The organism is Nocardiopsis alba (assembly GCF_000710955.1).
In the GTDB taxonomy this organism is placed as follows: domain Bacteria; phylum Actinomycetota; class Actinomycetes; order Streptosporangiales; family Streptosporangiaceae; genus Nocardiopsis; species Nocardiopsis alba.
This window is the reverse complement of the sequence record NZ_BAZE01000006.1, coordinates 1-20,165: the sequence shown is the minus strand read 5'-3', so window position 1 is coordinate 20,165 and position 20,165 is coordinate 1. Positions and strand designations below refer to the sequence as shown.

The following is a 20,165-nucleotide window of genomic DNA, read 5'->3' as shown; positions in this document are numbered from 1 at the left end:
GGTCGATCGAGTTAAAGTCAAGATGACCTTTAGGGGGATGCGGTGGACGACCGCTTGAAGAGGTCCGTCGGGGTGGAGTTGTCCCTGGTGACCGTGGACCTGGTGATCCTCACGATCCGTGAAGGAGAGGCCACGGTCCTGTTGGTGGAGAGGGGCGCGGAACCCTTCAAGGGGAGGGCGGCCCTGCCCGGTGGACGAGTGCGGTCCGACGAGACCCTGGGCGAGGGGGCGCTGCGTGAACTCCGGGAGGAGACGGACATCGACGGGACCCGCCTCCACCTCGAGCAGCTGGGGGCCTACGGAGACCCCGGCCGTGATCCTCGAGGAAGGGTGGTCACCATCGCCTACCTCGCGTTGGGGCCCGACCTTCCGGTGCCGAAAGGGGGGACGGACGCCGCGCACGCCTATTGGGCCCCGGTGACGGAACTGCTCGCCTCCCCCGACACCCTGGCCTTCGACCACGCGCGCGTACTCGACGACGCCCTGGAACGGGTGCGGGAACGGTTGGAGTACACCACCGTGGCGGCGGCCTTCTGTCCCGAACCCTTCACCCTCGGAGATCTGAGGGAGGTCTACGAGGTGCTGTGGGGGCGTTCCCTCGACGCCAGCAACTTCCGGCGCAAGGTCACCAGGTCCGAGGGCTTCGTGGTGGACACCGGAGAACAGCGCCCTCAGGCCACGGGGCGCCCCGCCGTCCTGTACCGAAGAGGTCCGGCGCGGCTGCTCAGCCCGCCCTTCCTCCGACCCGGAACGGTGTGATCCGGGCTCCGTGGTCTTCCATGCCCCGGAGAGGTTGATGTGGGGGAGGGCGGGGCATCACGGTCGGCATGGGGGAACTGGTGCTGGTCAGGCATGGGCAGACCGAATGGAGCAGGACGGGACGGCACACCGGGCTGACCGACGTGCCGTTGACGGAGGAGGGGGAGCGGCAGGCGGCCTCGTTGCGTGCGCCGTTGGCGCGGAGGCGGTTCGCCCTGGTGGCGACCAGCCCGCTGGCACGGGCCGTCCGCACCGCCGAACTCGCCGGGTTGAAAGGCCCCGTCGTCCTGCCCGACCTGGTCGAATGGGACTACGGGGCCTATGAGGGCATCACCTCCGCCGAGATCCACGAGGGGCGTCCCGAGTGGGATCTGTGGACCGACGGGGTCCCGCCCGGAGACATCGACCATCCGGGGGAGGGCCCCGAGCAGGTGGCCGAGCGGGTCGATCGGGTCCTGGAGCGGGTCGTTCCGGTTCTGGAGGAGGGGGACGTGGCGCTGGTCGCCCACGGCCACGTCCTGCGGGTCCTGACCGCGCGCCGTCTGGGTCTCCCTCCCGGCCGCGGGGCCCTGTTCCGTATGGAGACCGGGGCGCTGGGGGTGCTGGGCACCGAACACGGACGTCCGGTCCTCGGCGGGTGGAACCTCACCGGCTGAGGGGGAGGGCCCCGTGACGGCCCGAGGAGGGGCGGGACGGGAACCCGGACCTCGGGGGTTTTGTCGTGTGCTCGGTACCGGGTACTACCACGTGGTGGATGCACATGGATGACCCACAGAGAAACGGTGAACCCCTCCCGATCCCACGTCCGCGCCCTGCACCCGACGACGGACCACCGCCCCGCCGGCCGCCCTCGACCCCGCGTCGTCCCGACCGGGACGACGACTGACCACGAAGCCCGGCCCGGTTCCCCTCGACCGGGACGGGTGGTGGCCGGGAGAGGCCAGAATGGGGACATGGCCAAGCACGGTTCCCGTCTCCGACAGTCCCTTCCCGCCGACTCCCCCTGCCCCTGCGGCAGGTCGCGTACCTACGCGCTCTGTTGCGGTCGCCTGCATTCGGGCGAGTCCAAGGCGGCCACGGCCGAGGACCTGATGCGTTCGCGCTACAGCGCCTTCGTGGTCGGCGACGAGGAGTACCTGTCGCGTTCCTGGCACCCCGACACCCGTCCCCGTGACGTGGGGGTGGACGCCGACACCGTGTGGAGGGGGCTGGAGATCCTGGGGAGCACGGAGGGCACCCCCTTCCACGACGAGGGCACCGTCGAGTTCCGGGCCCGTTACCGGGAGGGCGGGCGGGACGGCGAGATCCACGAGAACAGCCGTTTCCTGCGCCACGGGGGAGCCTGGGTCTACCTGGACGCGCTCGGCGGGCGTTGACCGGCGGCCCCGTCCGAGGGGGAGGGGCGAGGTGGGCGGGGCGGTTCAGGGCCCGCCCTTCTCAGTTGCCCTCGCGCAGGAGGATCGCCAGCAGCCTCGACCTGGCGGCGGTGTCGTGGTCGGGGTGGTGCCGGGCCAGCGCCTCCAGGACGGGGAGGGCGTCGGGGTGGGCTCCTATGACCAGCGGGTCGGGGTCGGTCAGGAGCATCCGTTCCACGTCGGGGGAGCCCTTGGAGGAGAGGAAGGCGGACAGGTCGGAGTCGTCGGGCGCCATCGCGGCGGCGACCATGTCGATCACCACCCAGGGCCCGTGGGCGGCCAGCAGGTGGTCGATACCGCGCTGATTGAGCATGCCCGAGGAGAGCAGGACCACCGCCGCCATGCTGGAGTCGGTGGGGCGGGGCGAGCACAGCATGGCGCGTAGCTGCGGTTCGATGTCGGAGCTGGTGGTGTTGAGGACCTGTGTGCCCACCCAACGGCGGAGCGCCAATCCGGGCCCGCGGACCACGGCGGCGATCTGGCGGAGGGCCTCGGCCGGTCCCCGGCGGTCCAGCCAGGGCGCGACCTCGCGCAGCCGTTCCTCATAGGGCAGGACGGCCAGGGCATCGAGGAAGCGGGAGGCGCAGGCCTCCGCGAGGGTGTCGACGATGGGGGCGTGCACCCCCACCTCCAGCAGCATCCGGCGTACCCCGTAGCGGCCCAGAGCGGTGAGCTCGACGGTGCACCGGCCGTGCCGGTCCTCGTCTGGGGCGGTGGAGGGACGGTGGTCCAAGAGCACCGCGCCGGTGTCGGAGAGCTGCCACAGGACGTGCAGGAGTAGTTGGGCCGTCTCGGGGGTCCCGCCGGGCGGTCCGGCGGGCAGGGGTCTGGACAGGGTCTCCTCGGAGAGGGTGTCGAGGTCGGGGCGGTGGCCGTCGGGGGCCTCGTAGAGGAAGCGCAGGACCCCCGGGAGCAGTTCGGGCCCGGTCGTGCCGGGTGCGGGTGATTCGGGGCGTGCGAGGTCGCCTCGGGCCTGGGCGATGGTGCGTTCGAACTCCTGGAACCACCAGCCGAGCACCCGTTCGGAATCGCGTACCTGGTGTTCCAGGTCGGGTGCGGGGCGGGCGAGGGAGTCGTCGATACGGACCAGTCCCAGCCGCAGCGCCGCCGACCAGGGGACGACGAAGTGCGCGACGTCGGCGGCCGAGTTCAGGCCGCCGAGCCAGGTGACGCGGTCGGCCGGTCGGCCGAGCAGGTCGTTGGGCCAGAGGGAGAAGCGGGAGATGGCGGTTCGGGCGTCGTCGATGCCTGGGACGCCTCCGGTGGTGACCGGGGTGGCGGGGGCGCTCCACCGGGCCAGGCTGAGGGCGTCGCACAGGAGGGGGGAGTCCAGCGCCATGCGGGCGAGGACGTCGTTGGGCAACAGTGACACGGGCCTGGCTGACAGGGGCGGGTGTCCCGGGCGCGACGGTTCGTGAGAGGGCATGTCCGGTCCCGGTTTCTAACGTTCGGGTCGTGGGTGGAGTGAGGACACCTCTTATTACCGCTCCGAGGAGGTGCGGTGGGGTGGTTTCGCGCAGATCGGTACGAACCCGGGAACGGTGTCGACGTGCCGGAAAGGCCTTCGCCGGGCGCTTTCCGCGCGGGTTCCCCGTGGTCGGACCGGGGGTGATCGCGGCGAGGGGGTCGGTACGGACGCGGATCGCCCGGCCGTTCGAGACGGGATGAACCGATCACATGATGATCCTCACCGTCACCGTGTGGAAACGTCCGGTGTGGAACGGCTCGAAGTGGGTAGCGAGGCGAGGCGCCGCGAAGCCGGATCCGAGATGAAGGGCTCTTCAGGGGGCTTTTCGCGTCCCGGTGCCCTCCCCGCTCATGACCTGGGTCTTCCGGACACGAGATCACCTGTCGGTCACGACCCGATGGGGTGGGGCGAACGTCGTTTTTACCACTACGTCACCGTGTGTAGGATTCCCCGAGCGATCGCGTTACGTGGACCACGTTCCCGCGCGATCTACCTCCCAGCCTCAGCCCCTGAGTACGCCACGGCTTCGCACGGCCGTGTTCCCGGACCCGGGGGCACACGTTTGCCCTGTGCCCTTCGGGCCGTACTGAGAGGTGGATATGTCCCCTGACACCGTTGGCCTCGCACTCCTCCTTCTGGGGGTGTTGCTGCTGATCTCCAAGCTCGTCCGGGTCAAGTGGAAGTTGACCCAGAAGCTCTACCTGCCGAGCTCGATCATCGGCGGCGGCATCGCGTTGCTGTTCGGCCCCGACATCTTCGGTCGCCTCATGGGTCTGCTCGCCGATCGCGGTATCGCGGTCGGGTTCGCCGAGCGGGCCGCGGAGGGGGGTCTCTTCGGTGTCGACATCATGTCGGTCTGGTCGGCGCTTCCCGGTCTGCTCATCTCGGTGGTCTTCGCCAGCCTCTTCCTCGGTAAGCGACTGCCGAAGATGCGCGACGCCGTCGACCTGGCCGGTCCCAACCTGGCCTTCGGCATCACCGTGGCCAGCGGCCAGTACGTGATCGGCATCCTGCTGGCCCTGCTGATCCTGGTGCCCTTCCTGAACGTCCCGGTGGTCTCCGGGGCGCTCATCGAGATCGGCTTCCTCGGCGGTCACGGTACCGCCGCGGGTCTGGGCAACACCTTCGAACAGGTCGGCTGGGGAGAGGGTCAGGACCTCGCCCTGGGCATGGCCACCGTCGGTCTGCTCTCCGGGATCATCATCGGCATCGTCCTCATCAACTGGGGCGCGCGCCGTGGCAAGACCTCGGAGCTGGACGCCTCCAACCGCGGGACCGACCGTGAGCAGGCCGGTCTCATCGAGCACGAGAAGCGCACCCACGGCTCGACCATGACCGTGCACCCCTCCTCGATGGACCCGCTCACCCTCCACTTCGGTCTGGTCGCGCTCGCGATCATCATCGGCCAGCTGCTCCTGTCCGGCCTCCAGTGGACGGAGCGGATGCTGTGGGCCGACACCATCGAGATCATGGCCTTCGTGCCGCTGTTCCCGCTGGCCATGATCGGCGGCATCATCGTCCAGATCTTCATCGACCGTCTCGACAAGAACCACATCGTGGACGAGCGTTCGGTCGAGCGGATCCAGGGCATGTCGCTGGACGTCCTGATCATCGCGGCCATGGCGACCCTGTCGCTCCAGGCCATCGCCGACAACTTCGTGGCGTTCCTCGTCCTGTCGGTCGGCGGCATCCTGTGGTGCCTGTTCACCTTCCTCGTGCTGGCGCCGCGCATCATGCCGAACTACTGGTTCGAGCGCGGCATCGGCGAGTTCGGGCAGTCCCTGGGCGTCACCGCCACGGGCATGGTGCTGATGCGCGTGGTCGACCCGGAGGCCAGGACCCCCGCCTATCCGGCCTTCGGCTACAAGCAGCTGATCTTCGAGCCGTTCTTCGGCGGTGGTCTGGTCACCGCCGCGGCGATTCCGCTGATGGTCAGCCCGCTCGTGGGCCCCTGGGGCTTCCTGGGCATCATGGCGGTCACGATGGCGGCGGCGCTCTTCTTCGGTCTGGTGGTGCTGCGGCGCAGGCGTGCCAAGGCCGAGTCCGGGGCCGAGCCAGCGCCCGGGGCCCGGGAACAGGATCCGGTCGCCTGATCCGGACCACTCCTTCGCCGTAGGGCGTGCCGTCGACGGCACGCCCCACGGGCGTCTCAGGAGGCGGGGGCCTGTGCCTGGGCGGCTCGGGCCCGTGCGGCCACCCACGGATCGGGATGGTGGCGGCCCAGCATCCTCAGGACCTCGCGCGTGTCCGGATGCTCGGGGTTCCAGAGACGCCCCACGTCGTCGAACAGGCGCCGGTCGATCCCCTCGGCGGCCTCGGAGGCGAGGAAGGACTTCAGGCCCGTCTCACCCATGGCGGTGGCCGCGGCGAACACGTCGATGGCGGTCCAGTGGCCGAAGGCGACGCTCAACTCCTCCCGCTCGACCTCCGAGAGCATGTGCGAGGACAACAGGACCACCGAGGCCATCCCGGCCACGGTCGGATCCGGATGTTCGAGCAGCCGGCGCAGGGACGGTTCGATCCGGGAGCTGACGGTGCCCAGCGCGAGCGCGGCGTTCCAACGGCGCAGCGCCCGCCCGGGTCCGGCGGCCACCGCGACGATCTCCCGGAGGGCGTTCTCGGGTGAGCGCGTGTCCAGCCACGAGGTGAGGGCGAGGAGCTGACCGTCGGGGGAGAAGGTCGCCAGCGCGTCCAGGAAGCGGTCGGCCTCCAGACGGACGAAGTCCTCGATCAGTGGAGCCGGACATCGGCGCGCGAGCAGGATCTGTCGGACCCCGTAGCGCCCGAGGTCGGTCAACTCCACCCAGATCCGTTCCGGACCGTGCTCCTCGGGGCCGGCCCCCGGCCGACCGTCCCGGATCACGGTCACCGCCCCGGTGTCCCGGAGCTGGAGCACCCCTCGGGCCAGGCGGCCGAGGTTGCGGCCGGGGCGGTGCACCGGTAGATAGGCCTCCTCCTGGGCGGTCGTGACCTCGTGGGTCATCCGTCCCAGAGGGACCCGTGCCCCGTCGGGGGCCTCGTAGAGCCGACTCAGCGCGGTGTCGGGTTCGACGTCGGCGACGCCTCGTAGCGAACGTTCCACGCACTCCTGGAAACTGAGGGTCCACCAGCGCAGGACCCGGTCGGTGGAACCGGACCACCTGTCCAGGTCGGGGGCGGGGCGGGCCTGGGCGGTCTCGCACTCGACCAGCCCCAGGCGTAGGGCCGTACGCCAGGGGTGCAGGAAGCGGGAGGCCTGTTTCGGGGAGGCGAGCCGCCGCAGCCAGAGGTCGCGGTGGTGCTCCTCCCGCCGTAGATGTCGGGGCCAGAGCCCGAACTCGCGGATCGCCGCCCGGGTGTCGTTCAGGTCGGGGAGCCCTTGGACGTCGACGCGGGTGACCGGGCCGCACCAGCGGGCGAGCCGCAGCGCGGTGCCCAACAGGGGGCTGAGCAGAGCCGAGCGGGCCAGTTCCCGCGGGGGACGCAGGGAGACCGGTCGGGCCGTGAATCGCCGGTGGGCCGACGCGTCCGAACGGTGGGAAGACATCTGGGCCCCCGGGTTCTGGATTCTCGAACTTCGTTGTCTCCCTTGTACAGCCCGTTCGTGGACCCGTGTGGCTGTTTTGTCGACATCACGGGATGAGATCGCCGAAAGAGGGGTTTCGGGCGTGGTGGGAACCGGACCCGAGGAGGAGGGATCCCGGATTCCGACAGGGGAAATCCGGGACTCCAGGGTCCGATTCCCGGAATCCCGGAAGTGTTTCTCCGGAGTCGGCCCGACTCAGTGCAGGTACGAGGCGCCGTTCAGGTCCAGCACGGAGCCGGAGGCCCACTCGGCCTCTGGAGAGGCCAGGTGCAGCACGGCCGCCGCGATCTCCTCGGGCGTGGCCACACGGCCGAAGGGGCTCTGAGCGAGGACCTCGTCGGTGATCCGGTGGGCCACGCGTTCGGTGGCGATGAACCCCGGGGCGATCGAGGCCACCGCGATACCGTGCGGGGCCAGGGAGACGGCCAACGACTGGCCCAGCGAGTGCAGGGCGGCCTTGCTCGCCCCGTAGGCCGGGTGGTCGGGCTCCCCCTTGAAAGCGCCGCGCGAGCCGATGTTGACGATACGGCCCCGCACGCCCCGTTCGATCATGTTGCGGGCCGCCTGATGGGACAGGTGGGCGGCGCCCAGGATGTTGACATCCACGGTCTCCCGCCAGACGCGGGACCACTCCTCGAAGGAGGTGTCGGCGACCGGGTGGGGGAGGTTCACCGCCGCGTTGTTCACCAGGACGTCGACGCCACCGAGCCGTTCCACCGCGGTCGCGACGAGGGCGGGCGGGGCGTCGGGGTCCCGCAGGTCGGCCTCGATCAGTGTGTGGTCCTTCCCGGGCAGAAGTCCCAGAAGCTCCTCGGCCTCGGAGCTGCTGGAGCCGTAGTGCACGGCCACCCGGTCTCCGGCCTGTGCGAAGGCGAGGGCGATCGCCCGTCCGAGACCTCTGGCGGCACCGGTGATCAGGACACTGCGGTTCATGGGGGGCCTTTCGACGAGGGCGAAGGGAAACGCGTACCACCCTAGTCCGGAGTGTCGTGGGGTTCGGAGGCGGGCGCGGGAGAGGGGCCCGGCCGCCTGAGGCGGGACGGCCGGACGGGGTCGGAAGGGTTCAGCGGACGAGCGCGGTGTCCGGGGCGAGCGCGCCCTCGGCGACCAGCGCCAGCACCGTGTCGGCCCAGGGGCGGGCGTCCACGGCTCGAACGAAGGCCTCCGGGTCGCCTCCGGCCGGCGGGAGACCGGCCGCGAGCAGGTCGTGGGCGGCGCCCATGGGCCGACGGACCGCCAGCCAGCGGTCCATCAGGCCCTCCACGTCGATCGGGCGGGCCCGCGCCGCCAGATCCAGCAGTTCGCCGGCGGTCAGGTCGGAGACCGGCGGGATCCGGGGGAGGTCGATCCCGGAGACCCGCAGTCGGCGGTCGACGCAGTGGTCGCCCAAGGCCGTGATCCGGTAGCGCCCCGGGGCGGTCTCCTCCACCGCTCCCAGTCGTGAGAGAGCCTTCAGGGACCGGTGGACGTGCCCGGCCGGGTCGTCCTCGCCCGCACCGATGTGAGCGAGGTCGGCGATGGAGCGGGCCCGTCCGGTCAGGAAGAGTTCGCCGAGGAGGAGGAAGGGGGTGGGGCCGGGCAGGGCCGTCATGGTGAAGAGCGCGTCGGCCCAGGCGTCGGCGGCGGCGCCTGGGCGCCTCCGGGACCAGGCCCGGGCCGCGGACCCGGGGAGGATGTGCAGGTAGGTGGTGCGCAGCAGTCCGGCGGCGCGGGCGACGCCGAACACGGGGCCGATCTCTTCGGGGGCCACGTCCAGGGTCTCGGCGGCCTCGACCACGTCGTCGTCGTTCAGCGCGTCGTGTTCGGTGCCCGGGCGCAACAGTCGGTAGGGGGCGACCCAGTCCGCGAGGCGGGCCGCGCGGCACAGGAGGGGGCAGTCCTCGGCGAGGGCGTCCAGGTCGCGTGGGGGCGCGGGCAGGTGCGGGCGGATCGGGTCGGCGTCGACCTCTCCGTGGCCGAGGCGATCCAGGAGCGGGGCGGCGACCTCGAACGCGGGCTCCTCCACCGGGGTGGTCGGGTCGATCGGGTCCAGATCGACCGTCTCGATCAGGGCGCGTAGCCGTCGGGGGCTCTCGGTCGAGATCAGCCTGCCGGTGGAGACCAGGTGGTCGCACCAGGACAGCCAGGTGTCGCGGAACCCGTGGGGCGGCCGTTCGCGGCGGCGGATCGCCTCGGCGACCTCGAGGACGTCGTCGAGGGTCCAGTCGGCGGGGTCGGGCGCTCCGCGGTCCCGGTGGACGCCGAGGAGAAGGACGAGGGCCTCGGTCTCGACCGGGGCGGGGTTCCGGGCGGCGCGCGCCCAGTCGAGGCAGTCGGAGATGGCGGAGATGAGCCGGTCGGTCATGGTCTGGTCACCGAACGTGATGTGGGGGCTGAAACGGCATCAGAGTAGCCCCCTCGCCTGTCTTCGTGGGGGTGAACATCGAAACCGCCCGAGGTGTTCTCTCGAGTGGTCGGGGGGCGGCGTGTGAGCCTGGAAGAAATGCTGATAAAAGGTGATGTGAACGAAGGAAAACACATTTGCGTAGAGGGTAACGATTACCTCGTTTTGGGCATGGTCAATCCTTGTTTCAGTGGCCGAATCCGGCCACTTTTCGGACCTTCGTCGTGTTCGGTCGCGTGGCGGGGAAAGTGACTTCACAAGAGCCTCTCACCTCCATCTCCTGGGGGGCTCGGACCTTCGGGACAGTTCGCCGGTACCGGAAGGCGGGGGTGGACTACCCATGGGTGAGGTTTGTCGTTACCTCAGAAGAGTACGTATTCCGTTAAAGGCGATCCTCGATCGTATTTCGCGTGTGCTCTCACCCCAGGAGGTCGGTGGCGTGGCAAGGAGCCCCGTACCGGAAAGACGCCCTGAATGGCCCGAGGAGCTGGACGTCGAACGGCTCCTCGGAGAGGGATGGCGTCCCACGCCCTTTAGAGAGTTCATTCTCAAGATCCACAGCCGCTGCAATCTGGCCTGCGACTACTGCTACATGTACGAGATGGCCGATCAGAGTTGGCGCTCCCAGCCCCGACGGATGGCCAGGGTCACGGTCGAGCGGGTCGCCGAACGCATCGCCGAACACGCCCGCGCCCACGGCCGGGACCGGGTGGACATCGTCCTTCACGGCGGCGAACCCCTCCTGGTGGGGGTGGAGCACCTGCGCCACACCGCGCAGTCACTGCGCAAGGCCTGCGAGCCCGACGTGGAGGTCCACCTGCGCATGCAGACCAACGGCGTGCTCATCGACCCCCACTTCCTCGACCTGTTCGAGGAGTTCGGGATCCGTGTCGGCGTCAGCATCGACGGCGCGCCCGCCGATCACGACCGCCACCGCACCCGCGCCAACGGTCGGGGAACCCACGCCGAGGTCCGGGCGGGGATCGAACGCCTCAACGCCCGACACGGACACCTGCTGGCCGGACTGCTCGCCACGATCGACCTGGAATCGGACCCGGTCACCACCTACGAGCATCTCCTGGACTACGGCCCACCCGGGGTGGACTTCCTCCTGCCGCACGGGAACTGGGACGAGCCACCGCCGGGCTGGTCGCCGACCGAACCCCGTTACGGGGCCTGGATGGCCGCCGTGTTCGACCGTTGGTACGGAGCGCCCGAACGCGAGACCAACATCCGCATGTTCAACGAGATCATCCGCCTGGTGCTGGGCGGATCCTCGCGCACCGAGAGCGTCGGACTCTCCCCGGCCGCCCTGGTGGTGGTGGAGACCGACGGCTCCATCGAACAGGTCGACAGCCTCAAGTCGGCCTTCGAGGGCGCGACCCGCACCCCTCTGCACACCTTCACCCACCCCTTCGACGACGCCCTCTACCTGCCATCGGTGGCCGCCCGACAGATCGGTGCCCGGGCCCTGAGCCCCACCTGCACCGCCTGCCCGCTCTCCCGGGTCTGCGGAGGAGGGCTCTACCCGCACCGCTACGCCTCCGGAAGCGGTTTCCTCAACCCCTCGGTGTACTGCGCCGACCTCTACCACCTGATCGCCCACATCCAACGGACCGTGGCCGCCGACGTGGCCCGGATCAGGAAGGGACAGTAGATGCCCGGACCGGTCCCCGCCCCCCTGTTCGACGCGTTGGCCCGGGGCGGTGGCGGTCACGAGGCCATCGCCCACCTGCGCGCCGCACAGTACGGCAAGCACCTGCTCCTGCTCCGCCGCGTCGTGGACGCGACCCTGGAGGGTCGCCATCCCGAGGCCGCACGTGTCCGAGAGGCCTACGAACTCCTGGCCCGGGCCCAGGAACACGCCCCGGAACCGGTGACCGGGGTCCTGCGTCACCCCACCGTGGGGGTGTGGGCACGCCGTACGCTGCTCTCCCTGGGCGGTCATCTCCCCGGGCCTCCCCGGCTCGGAACCCTGTCCGCGCTCGCCGCCGCCGCGGCTTTGCGCGCACGGACCGACGCCCGACTGCGGGTGCCCCTGGACGGTCCCACGGCGCCCCTGCCCTCACTGGGACGCGCCCTGGTGGGGGAGGGGACACGAGGCGCGTGGTGCGAGATCGGCGGTGGGAGGGCGCTCCTGCGGAGACCGGGCGGCCCGGAGGTGGAGGTCCCCGAGGATCCGCACGAGGACGCCCCCGGCTGGCAGGCGCTACGCCGCCTCGAAGCGTGCCACCGCGGCCGTCGGGTCGAGCTCTACCTGGACGACCAGGATCCCGACCGGCTGCCCGGAACCGACCTGCCGGCCCGAAGACTCTCTCCTGGTGAGACGGTGACGTGGCGCCGGGCCCTGGAAGGGGCCTGGGAGCTCTTGGTGGAGTACCACGAAGAGGTGGCGGAGGAGGTCGCCGCCCTGGTCCTCACCCTCACACCGATCACCACCCCCGGGAACGGGACGCACACCAGCGCCACCGCCCAGCACGCCTTCGGCAACCTGGGGCTGTCCACCCCGACGGGGCCGGTGCCGTTCGCGCTCACCTTCGCGCACGAGGTCCAGCACGCCAAGCTCACCGCTCTGCTCGACCTGGTCGACCTCACCCTCCCCGAGGACGGCGCCCGTTTCTACGCGCCCTGGCGCCCCGACCCCCGTCCCGCCGCCGGACTGCTGCAGGGGGTGTACGCCCATCTGGGCGTGGCCGGGTTCTGGGGCAGGCATCGCCACACGGTCCGAGGGGAGGAGGCGCGCCGGGCCCACGCGGACTTCGCGCACTGGCGACGTTCCACGTCCGACGCCGCCCGTGTCCTGGCCGGCTCGGGCAGGCTCACCGCCGAGGGGGAACGGTTCCTGGCCCGGACCGGACTCACCCTGAGGGAATGGCTGGAGGAACCGGTTCCGGTCGAGGCGGAGCGGGCCGCGCGGGAGACGGCCCGCCGCCACCTCGACCGGTGGCGGGCGCGCAACGGAGCCCTACGGCACGGGGCGCTCCGATAAGAGGGCGACCGGGCCGGGGGACGGGCCGGCCCGGTGTTCTACAGCAGGGGCGGGTCGAAGTCGGAGACGAGCCGTCGGCCCTCCTCACAGGCACTGGTGAAACCGTGCTCGCGTCCCAGGGTGCGCACATAGGCCGTGTGCGTCCGTTCGGCCAGCTCCTTGGCCGCGACCGTGTCCCGCGCGGCGCGCAGGTCCAGGGCCAGGTTCGAGGCGCAGGCCAGGGCGCTCGGATGGTCCTCGCCCACCAGGGAGCGGAAGCGGCGCAGGGTGCCCCGCCCCAGACGGACGGCGTTGTCGATCTCGCCGAGGGCGGCCAGGTCGCCCGCCAGGTTGGTGGCGGCCGCCAACGTGTAGTGGTGATCGCGGCCCAGGCGCGCCTCCAGGGCGGCCAGCGCCGACTCGTTCATCGATCGGGACCGTACGGGGTCGCCCATCAGCCGATACAGGAGGGCGACGTTGCTGGTGCAGCCGTGCTTGTAGGGATGGTCGTGGCCGTAGGCCTGGGCATAGCGCTGGTCGGTGTCCTCGGCCAACTCCAGCGCCCCGGCCAGTTCGCCGGTGGCCCGCCACAGATTGGCCAGGCACATCGCCGCGGCCAGGGTGCTGGGGTGGTTGATGCCGTACAGGCGCAGGTAACGGGAATGGGCGTCCTGGCCGAGTTCGAGCGCCTCGTCGACCTCACCGGACAGGCGGCGGGCGATCGACAGGTCCACCTGGGCGCGCAGGGTGCGAGGGTCGTCCACGCCCAACTGCTCGCGTCCGTAGGCCAGGGCGTCCTCGCCCAGGTCGCAGGCCTCGGTGAAGTCGCCGGCCAGGCGCACCGCCTGCGCCATGCCGTTCCAGTACGACAGCAGGGCGGGCGAGCCGCCCACGGGGCCGCTGCGTTTGAACAGCATGTAGGCGCGTTCGTGTTCCTTCTGGGCGGTGGTGAAGTCACTGGTCAGAGCGTGGTCCAACGCCAGGTTGTTCAGGGCGCGCAGGGTGGCGGCGTCGTTGGGGCCGAAGGCGTCCTCGTACCGGTTCAGTACCTCCTCGTCGTGTTCACGGGCCTTCCAGAAGTCCCCGTGGGAGCGGTAGTCGGCGCCCCGCCCGGAGAGCACGGCCAGGGTGTCCGGATGGTCGGGGCCCAGGATGTCGTTCATCAGGGGCAGGATCGCCCGGTTGATGTCCCGGGCCTCCGAGAAACGGCCCAGGTCCCGCAATCGGTTGGCGTACTTGGCCTGGGCGCGCAGGACGTAGGGGTCGGCGCGGCCGGAATCGGCGGTCCACCTCTCGATGAAGTTGCGGGCGTAGCGGCTCGCGGTCTCGTAGTTGCCCGAGTTGTACAGGAAGTTGAGCATGTTCAGCCCGAACTCGCGGACCTCGGAGAGGTCGGATTCGGCGACCCGGGCCGGACGCATGTGCGAGAGCAGTTCCAGGTAGCGGGCCTGCGCGGCGGAGTCGGTGAAGCTGGTGGGGGCGGCGGCGCTGAGCAGCGACCACACCTCGACGCGGATCGTCTCCTGGGTGCAGTCGTCCAGTTCCTCGCGGACCAGGGCCTGGATCAGTCGGTGCACCTGGATGGTGCGGTTGGTGTTGTCGAGCCGGACCAGGGCGTAGCGGCCGAGCTGCCCGATGGCCTTGCTCAGCCGGATGGGGTCGGCCATCAGCTCGGCCATCTCGGGGCGTACGTGGCCCTCCTCCACGGGGAAGAAGAGGTCGCGGGGGATCGGTTCGGGGCCGAAGAAGGCACAGCAGCGCAGGAGGTCCATCGCCTCGGGCAGGTTCTCCTGGAGCTTGGCCACCGACAACTGCCAGGCGGCCGTCATGGGCTGGGGGTACTCGGGGGGTTTGCCCTCGCGCAGTAGGGGGCCGGTGCGTTCGGAGAGCAGCCCCAGGTACTCCTGGACCGACATGCCGGTCTCGGCCTGGAGCGCCCCCGCCTGTTCCAGGGCCAAAGGCAGGTGGCCCAGGGCCTCGGCCAGTTCGGCGGCCTCCGCGGTCGTGATGCCCCGAGGGATGCGTCTGGTGAGGAATTCGACGCTCTCGCGTTCGGAGAAGACGTTCACCGGCACGGTCTCGGCCACCCCGCCCCAACGGTGGTTGCGCGTGGTGATCAGGACGTGGCCCGGACCCTGGGGGATGACGTCGTTGAGCTCCTCGGGCTCGTCGGCGTTGTCGAAGACCAGCAGCCACCGCGAGTACGGATCGCCGCGTCGCAGCGCCTCCAGGACCCCGTTGGCGGCGTCCTCCACGCCGGTGACCGCGGGGCCGGGGAGGTTGAGGTGCGGGGCCAGGTGGGCCAGGGCGGAGCGGACCAGGCCGGGCTGGTCGGCCATGATCCACCAGACCAGGTCGTACTCCTCACGGAAGCGGTGGGCGTACTCCACCGCCATGAGCGTCTTCCCGACACCGCCGTACCCGTGCAGGGTCCTGGGGACGATCGGCTCGGGGGTCGGGACCACCGCGGTCACCTGGTTCATCAGTCCGGCCCGGAGTTCGTTGAGCTGCTCGGCCCGGCCGGTGAAGTTCTTGTGACGCGGTGGGACCCTCCCCCACACCTCCGGGAACCTGTTCCTGGAGCGGTCGGGAAATCCCCCCTGTGAAGCGGTCACTCTTATCCTCCGTTTTCACATAGGCCCCACCAGGTTCTCTGTTCTCCGGTGGACGAAAAGACCTGTTGTGGTGTCGTGCCGGTGGATGTTACCCGGGAATGATGTCCGGAAAATAAGAGTAGGCGAAGATGTTAGTAGGGGACAGGTGCGTGGTAGAAACTTCATAAGGCAATCGTGAGAAAGACCTCTCGAAAGGGCGGTGGTCACCGTCCTTTCGTGGATGGCTGTCAAAAGGCGGCGGCACGGAGGAGGGCACATGGTGGAACAGGGGCTCGACGGTGGCGTCGCCCTGGTCGAGATCGGTGAACTGTCCCTCCGCGACCTCGACGGGATCAGTGGTTCCGTGATCGCGGAGGCCCTGCGTTCGGTGCTCGACCCCCGCACCGCCGGTGCCGAGGTGGTCGCCGGGTTCGTCAACGATCCGGAATGAGAAATCGCCCTCGGCGGCGGGAGTGCCCCCTTTCCGTGCCCGAGGTCGTCGACCGCCCGGACGCGGTTCGCGTATGTGTCGATTCGGAGGTCTTCTGTAGAGAACTCTGAAGAGGGATCACGTGACCGGTCGGGCGGAAAGTCGCGGATAATTCACGGGGTCTCGAAAAGGACCCCGTTCCGTGTCCCTGGAACGGCGCCCCCCACGCGCTGAAATCACCCCCTCACCGCCGGCCGGGAGCCGCGTCATGCCACGAGCCGCCCTGGAACGAGCGCGCGGCCCGTTCATCGGGCCGCGGCCCTACCATGCCCGAGACCGCCACCTCTTCTTCGGCCGTGAGGAGGAGACCGCCGCGCTGGTCGACTCCTGGGCCCGCCATCGACTCACGGTGCTCCACGGCGACCACGGGGTCGGCAAGACCTCCTTGGTGCGGGCCGGGGCGGTACCCCGCCTTCTCGACCGCGGGCACACCGTCCTGCCCTCCGAGGATCTGCGCTTCGACCCGGTCTTCCCGTCCTCGATCCTTCCCGGACACAACCCCTACACCCGGGCCCTGTTGGCCTCCTGGGCACCCTCCGAGTTCCCCACGCGAGGCCCGGGCACCTCGATCGTCGACTTCGTACGCGCGCACGAGAGCACCGATCGGTACGGCCGGCACCGTCCGCTGTTCGCGGTCCTGGACCGGACCGAACTCCTGCTTCGACGCCCTTGCGGCCCCGACCGGTGGCGCAAGGACTTTCTGGACGAGCTCTTCGGCGCCCTGGAACGGGACGACGATCTCCACCTGGTGTTGACCGTACGCACCGATCATCTGGACGAACTCCGCCGGCTCATGGACAAGCACGCGATCTCCCCCGTGGAGATGGGGCTGCGCCCCTTCGCCCCCGACACCGCCCGCTCCGTGGCGAGGAGCTGTCTGGAGGCCGTGGGGTCCCGGATCGGCGCCGCCGAACCCGACCGGCTGGTGGAGGAGGCTCTGGTCCTCCGGGGCCCCGACGGGCGCGTCCGTGCCCGCCGGGACACCGTCGAACCGGCCTTGTTGCAGATCCTGGGCGCGACCCTGTGGGAGGAGGCGTCCGAGGACGGTACGACCCTGGTCCCCGACGACATCGAGGTCGACCGGGCCCTCACCGAGCGGTTGGCCGGGGTGCTGGAGGAGGTCGCGGCCGAGCATCTGGTCCCGCCCGACGTGCCCCACGCCTGGCTGCGCAGACTCGTCGCGTCGGGTGGACGAGGGGTGCCCGGGCCGGCGCACGAGGATCCGGACGGCTCCCTCACCCCCGGAGTCGTGCACGCTCTTGAGGACCGGTACCTGGTCGCGACGGGGGACGACGGCTCCTCCTACGTCCTGCGCCATCCGAGACTGGCGGGCCCCCTCATGGCGTTGGCCCTGTCGCCCTACTCCCGGGGGTTGGCCCCCTGGAGCGATCAGGACCGGCTGGACATCGCCGGGGAGGCGCGCACCCGGGGTGAGACGGCCCTGGCGGCCGAGCACGCCCGCCTGGCGTTGTGCTCGCCCTCGCCCCTCGAACCGGGGGCCCGGGCCCTGTTCACCACGCTCCTGGCCGACCTGGCGTTCGAACGCGGGGAGCATCGGGCCGCCGCCGAGTACTACGCGGACGCGGCGAGCTGCCGTGAGGCCGTCGGTGAGGGGGCGGCCGTCTCCCGGCTGATGGTGGCCGAGGCGCGGGCCCGGCTGTTATCGGGCGAACGCTCCAGGGCCCTGTCGTTGCTGACCGCGGTCGGAGGCAGGGCCCACGCCGACCCCAGTCTGCGCACCGGTATCGGCCAGGTGCTCTGGTCGGCCGGGCAGGCCCACTCGGCGCTGGACGTGCTCGGTGCGGCCCTGGTGGGCGGAGGCGGGGTCTCCGAGGCACGGAGGACCCGGGACGAGATACGCGCGGAGCAGGCCGCTCTGGCGGAACGACGGAGGGCTGAGTATGGACCCGGCCGCCCTGGTGGCGCTGATCACCGGCATCGTAACGGCGGCCGGAACCCTCGGGGCCACGGCTCTCGCGGCCAACCGGGCCGCCGCCGTGGAACGGTGGCGGGCCGAGCACAACCTGCGGGTGGAACGGGAACGACGTGAGCACGAACGCCGGCGCGCCCGGTCCCGGGAGGTGCGCCGCCGTATGGACGAGGTGCGGCGCAGCGTGCTGCAACTCGACCTGAGCATGCGGCACATCGCCCAGTTGCGCAGGCACGGGCCGCCGGGTCAGGGCGGCAACGACCTGGCCGAACAGGTGCGCCAGGCCCGCAGCCACGTCTTCGAGGCGGTGATCGCGGTCGAGAGGGTGCGCGACGTGGTGCCGCCGGAACACCAGGAGACGGTGGACGGACTCAGGAAGGCGGTGGACCGGGCTCTGGGACACGTCCAGGTGCGGACGAACCGGAGCGGGGGAGCCGAGCAGGTCCACCAGGCCCTGGCGACGGGGCTTCGATCGCTGGCCGAGGCGCTTCCCGAGACGGGCGGTTCCCTGGTCCGGTGGTCCGAAGGCGAAGAACGGTGAGGCAGAGCGCGATCAGGGCGATGATCACCGTGATCAGGACGACGGTCGTACGGGTCCCCAGGGCCTCCAGGGCGTGACCGCCCAGGAGGAGGCCCAGGGGCAGTGCTCCGCCGGTGAGGAAGCGGACCGTCCCGGTGAGCCTCCCCAACAGATCGGGGTGGACGTTTCTGGTGTGGTAGGTGGTCACGGTGACGTTCATGTGGGCGCCCACGAAGCCGATCCCGCCCCAGACGACGGGGAGCGCCACCGTGGGCCATCCGCCGCCGGCCCGCTCCGAGGCCAAGAGGAGCAGGGCCAGGGCCAACCACGCCCATGAGCACAGCCGGACCATGCGCGCGGGGTCCAGGGTCCTGACCATGTACGGCGCGAGGCAGGCGCCGAGCAGGCCGCCGGCGCCGGTCGCGGCCAGGATCAGGCCGAGGAGGAAGCCGGGGAGCCCCTTCTCGGTGGCCATGAGCATGATGACCAGCCAGACCACCTGGAACAGGGCGTTGGTGACCGTGCACACCACCAGTGACAGGAGGAGGAAGCGGTCTCCGCGCACCAAGAGGAAGCCCTCGCCCAACTCCCGGAACAGGCCTTCCCGGGGGCGTTCGGTCCGGTCGCGGCGGATTCGGGGGAGCCGCGCGGAGGCCCAGAGCGCCAGGAGGCAGGACAGGGCCTCGAACAGCGCGGGGAGCCCGTGGGCCACCCCGTAGAGGGCCCCGCCCAAGGGGCGCCCGACCATCTGGGTGGCGTCGCCGCGGGCCTGGTTCTTGGCCGCGGCCCCGGCCAGTTCGTCGCGTGGGACCAGGTGGGGGACGGCCGCGGAGCCGGCGGTGGTGTACAGGGTCGAGCACACGCCGTGCAGGGCCGAGGCCACGGCGAGCAGGACCACGGGGGCGTCGAGGAGCAGGACGGGGCCCACGAACAGCAGGACGCAGAGGATGCGCCCGCCGAGCCCGGCGATCATGATCCCTCGGGGGTCGCGGCGATCGACGACGAGGCCGACCGGGATGTGCAGGAGCGTGCGGGGGACCATGCCGGCCGCCGCGATCCACCCGGCGAGGGCGGGGGATCCGGTGTGGAACAGGGCCAGGAGCGGGATCGCCAGGCCGAACGTCATACCGCCCAGGCCCGCCAGGGCGGAACCGCTCCACAACAGCGCGAAGTGCCGACGCCAACGGTCGTCGACATGTGTCGGAATGCTCTCCCCGATGTGATGATCCGTTTTCGACATCGTTCTCTGTGCAGGTGGGAAAAATACGGTCCGGAAATCCCCGAAAAGGGTTTCGGGGAGGTGGATCGACAAGCCCGGGGTCCGGTGTGTTCCGGACTGTGGCTCCATGACCAGCGTGTTCGGCGCGGTTCGGAAGGCTCGGGCCATGGTATCCGGAAAAACGCTTCCTTCTTGTTCCGTTGGTGTTCAACGTGAGTCGGCGGTGTGGACGTGTCAACCGGGGAAAGGTGCTTTATTTTTGTTTTTCATGATTTTTCTATTGACCTCGACCACTGTTGAGGTCTTAGAGCTCATCTCAAAAGCCCTGCGAGACGACTCTGAACCTGCCATGATCACGGACTGTGAGTGATGTGTTGCCCGATGGGCTCTGGGAGATCGTCCAGCCGCTACTGCCCTCGCCGCCGAAGACCGGCCGCCCCCGCGCTGACCAGAGAGCAGTGCTGACCACCGTGCTGTTCGTCCAGGCCTCGGGCTGTTCCTGGGAAAAGGCCGACGGCCTGTTCGGCATCACCCGCGCCACCGCCCACCGCTGGTTCCAGACCTGGACCGCGACAGGCCTGTGGCCCACGATCCACCGCGCGGTTCTGGACGAGCTGGGCAGAAGGGCCCTGCTGGACTGGTCCCGCGCCACCGTCGACTCCCAGTCGATCCGCGCCAAGAGAGGGGGAGAAGACAGGGCCAAACCCCACCGACCGGGGTAAACCCGGTTCCAAGCTCCATCTGCTGTGCGACAACCAAGGGCTGCCGCTGACCTGCGCGATCTCCGCGGCCAACGTCAACGACGGCGAAGCGCTCAAACCCCTGGTGCGAGGCATCCCCGCGGTGCGCTCACG

At 70.3% G+C, this 20,165-nt stretch carries 15 protein-coding genes and 1 pseudogene; 10 read left to right on the top strand and 6 right to left on the bottom strand.

The features are described from left to right. The first annotated feature begins 42 nt into the window (after nucleotides 1–42). The 3 genes from TR33_RS12570 (at nucleotide 43) to TR33_RS12560 (ending at nucleotide 2,135) form a co-directional block, all read left to right on the top strand. Nucleotides 43–759 (top strand): NUDIX hydrolase, encoded by a 717-nt coding sequence (locus tag TR33_RS12570; protein ID WP_042283263.1) that lies wholly within the window; start codon nucleotides 43–45, stop codon nucleotides 757–759. 68 nt (nucleotides 760–827) lie between these two features. Then, entirely contained in the window at nucleotides 828–1,415 is a 588-nt protein-coding gene (locus TR33_RS12565) for a histidine phosphatase family protein (protein ID WP_017535740.1), read from the top strand. Between the two features lie 297 nt (nucleotides 1,416–1,712). Further along, on the top strand, nucleotides 1,713–2,135 hold the full coding sequence (locus TR33_RS12560; RefSeq protein WP_014913446.1) for a YchJ family protein: 423 nt from the start codon (nucleotides 1,713–1,715) through the stop codon (nucleotides 2,133–2,135). A gap of 61 nt (nucleotides 2,136–2,196) precedes the next feature. Here TR33_RS12560 and TR33_RS12555 read toward each other — a convergent pair whose 3' ends face one another. Further along, entirely contained in the window at nucleotides 2,197–3,546 is a 1,350-nt protein-coding gene (locus TR33_RS12555; RefSeq protein ID WP_042283262.1) for a hypothetical protein, read from the bottom strand. A gap of 695 nt (nucleotides 3,547–4,241) precedes the next feature. On the opposite strand from TR33_RS12555, the gene TR33_RS12550 reads away from it, so the two are divergent. Continuing rightward, nucleotides 4,242–5,735 (top strand): sodium/glutamate symporter, encoded by a 1,494-nt coding sequence (locus TR33_RS12550; RefSeq protein ID WP_017535743.1) that lies wholly within the window; start codon nucleotides 4,242–4,244, stop codon nucleotides 5,733–5,735. A 56-nt stretch (nucleotides 5,736–5,791) separates the two neighbouring features. On the opposite strand, the gene TR33_RS12545 is transcribed toward TR33_RS12550, so the two are convergent. The 3 genes from TR33_RS12545 to TR33_RS12535 form a co-directional block, all read right to left on the bottom strand. Continuing rightward, nucleotides 5,792–7,168: a hypothetical protein gene (locus tag TR33_RS12545; protein ID WP_017535744.1), complete on the bottom strand. Its 1,377-nt coding sequence runs from the start codon at nucleotides 7,166–7,168 to the stop codon at nucleotides 5,792–5,794. Nucleotides 7,169–7,402: 234 nt separating this feature from the next. Beyond that, a complete protein-coding gene (locus TR33_RS12540; protein WP_042283260.1) occupies nucleotides 7,403–8,140 on the bottom strand; it encodes an SDR family NAD(P)-dependent oxidoreductase in 738 nt (245 codons plus the stop codon). 130 nt (nucleotides 8,141–8,270) lie between these two features. Continuing rightward, complete coding sequence (locus TR33_RS12535; protein ID WP_042283259.1) at nucleotides 8,271–9,551, bottom strand: hypothetical protein; 1,281 nt, start codon at nucleotides 9,549–9,551, stop codon at nucleotides 8,271–8,273. 526 nt (nucleotides 9,552–10,077) lie between these two features. On the opposite strand from TR33_RS12535, the gene TR33_RS12530 reads away from it, so the two are divergent. Then, nucleotides 10,078–11,247, top strand: coding sequence for an FxsB family cyclophane-forming radical SAM/SPASM peptide maturase (locus tag TR33_RS12530; protein ID WP_026125217.1), 1,170 nt, complete (start codon nucleotides 10,078–10,080; stop codon nucleotides 11,245–11,247). Beyond that, a complete protein-coding gene (locus tag TR33_RS12525; protein ID WP_042283258.1) occupies nucleotides 11,248–12,579 on the top strand; it encodes an HEXXH motif domain-containing protein in 1,332 nt (443 codons plus the stop codon). A gap of 38 nt (nucleotides 12,580–12,617) precedes the next feature. Here TR33_RS12525 and fxsT read toward each other — a convergent pair whose 3' ends face one another. Further along, nucleotides 12,618–15,173 carry an FxSxx-COOH system tetratricopeptide repeat protein gene (fxsT, locus tag TR33_RS12520; RefSeq protein WP_042283256.1) on the bottom strand — a complete coding sequence of 852 codons (2,556 nt, stop codon included), beginning with the start codon at nucleotides 15,171–15,173 and terminating at the stop codon, nucleotides 12,618–12,620. Nucleotides 15,174–15,429: 256 nt separating this feature from the next. Between fxsT and fxsA the strand changes: the two genes are divergently transcribed. Both fxsA and TR33_RS12515 read left to right on the top strand, forming a co-directional pair. Further along, complete coding sequence (fxsA, locus tag TR33_RS26020) at nucleotides 15,430–15,603, top strand: FxSxx-COOH cyclophane-containing RiPP peptide (RefSeq protein WP_014911352.1); 174 nt, start codon at nucleotides 15,430–15,432, stop codon at nucleotides 15,601–15,603. A 247-nt stretch (nucleotides 15,604–15,850) separates the two neighbouring features. Next, the gene (locus TR33_RS12515; protein ID WP_042283252.1) at nucleotides 15,851–17,692 is read left to right on the top strand and encodes an nSTAND1 domain-containing NTPase; all 1,842 of its coding nucleotides are present in this window, start codon (nucleotides 15,851–15,853) and stop codon (nucleotides 17,690–17,692) included. Nucleotides 17,693–17,943: 251 nt separating this feature from the next. Here TR33_RS12515 and TR33_RS12510 read toward each other — a convergent pair whose 3' ends face one another. After that, nucleotides 17,944–19,332 carry an MFS transporter gene (locus TR33_RS12510; protein WP_042283249.1) on the bottom strand — a complete coding sequence of 463 codons (1,389 nt, stop codon included), beginning with the start codon at nucleotides 19,330–19,332 and terminating at the stop codon, nucleotides 17,944–17,946. Nucleotides 19,333–19,673: 341 nt separating this feature from the next. Here TR33_RS12510 and TR33_RS12505 point away from each other — a divergent pair, with 341 nt between their 5' ends. Together TR33_RS12505 and TR33_RS27495 are read left to right on the top strand one after the other, a co-directional pair. Further along, a complete protein-coding gene (locus TR33_RS12505) occupies nucleotides 19,674–20,033 on the top strand; it encodes a transposase (RefSeq protein WP_234305833.1) in 360 nt (119 codons plus the stop codon). Nucleotides 20,034–20,052: 19 nt separating this feature from the next. Further along, nucleotides 20,053–20,165: pseudogene (locus tag TR33_RS27495) on the top strand (IS5/IS1182 family transposase); the annotation flags it as partial.

Excerpts from the sequence above, each read along its gene's own strand:
- TR33_RS12515 (WP_042283252.1), top strand. The coding sequence starts at position 15,851 with ATGCCACGAGCCGCCCTGGAACGAGCGCGCGGCCCGTTCATCGGGCCG.
- TR33_RS12540 (WP_042283260.1), bottom strand. The coding sequence starts at position 8,140 with ATGAACCGCAGTGTCCTGATCACCGGTGCCGCCAGAGGTCTCGGACGG.
- TR33_RS12550 (WP_017535743.1), top strand. The coding sequence starts at position 4,242 with ATGTCCCCTGACACCGTTGGCCTCGCACTCCTCCTTCTGGGGGTGTTG.
- TR33_RS12565 (WP_017535740.1), top strand. The coding sequence starts at position 828 with ATGGGGGAACTGGTGCTGGTCAGGCATGGGCAGACCGAATGGAGCAGG.
- TR33_RS12510 (WP_042283249.1), bottom strand. The coding sequence starts at position 19,332 with ATGTCGAAAACGGATCATCACATCGGGGAGAGCATTCCGACACATGTC.
- TR33_RS12535 (WP_042283259.1), bottom strand. The coding sequence starts at position 9,551 with ATGACCGACCGGCTCATCTCCGCCATCTCCGACTGCCTCGACTGGGCG.
- TR33_RS12545 (WP_017535744.1), bottom strand. The coding sequence starts at position 7,168 with ATGTCTTCCCACCGTTCGGACGCGTCGGCCCACCGGCGATTCACGGCC.
- fxsA (WP_014911352.1), top strand. The coding sequence starts at position 15,430 with ATGGTGGAACAGGGGCTCGACGGTGGCGTCGCCCTGGTCGAGATCGGT.
- TR33_RS12560 (WP_014913446.1), top strand. The coding sequence starts at position 1,713 with ATGGCCAAGCACGGTTCCCGTCTCCGACAGTCCCTTCCCGCCGACTCC.
- TR33_RS12525 (WP_042283258.1), top strand. The coding sequence starts at position 11,248 with ATGCCCGGACCGGTCCCCGCCCCCCTGTTCGACGCGTTGGCCCGGGGC.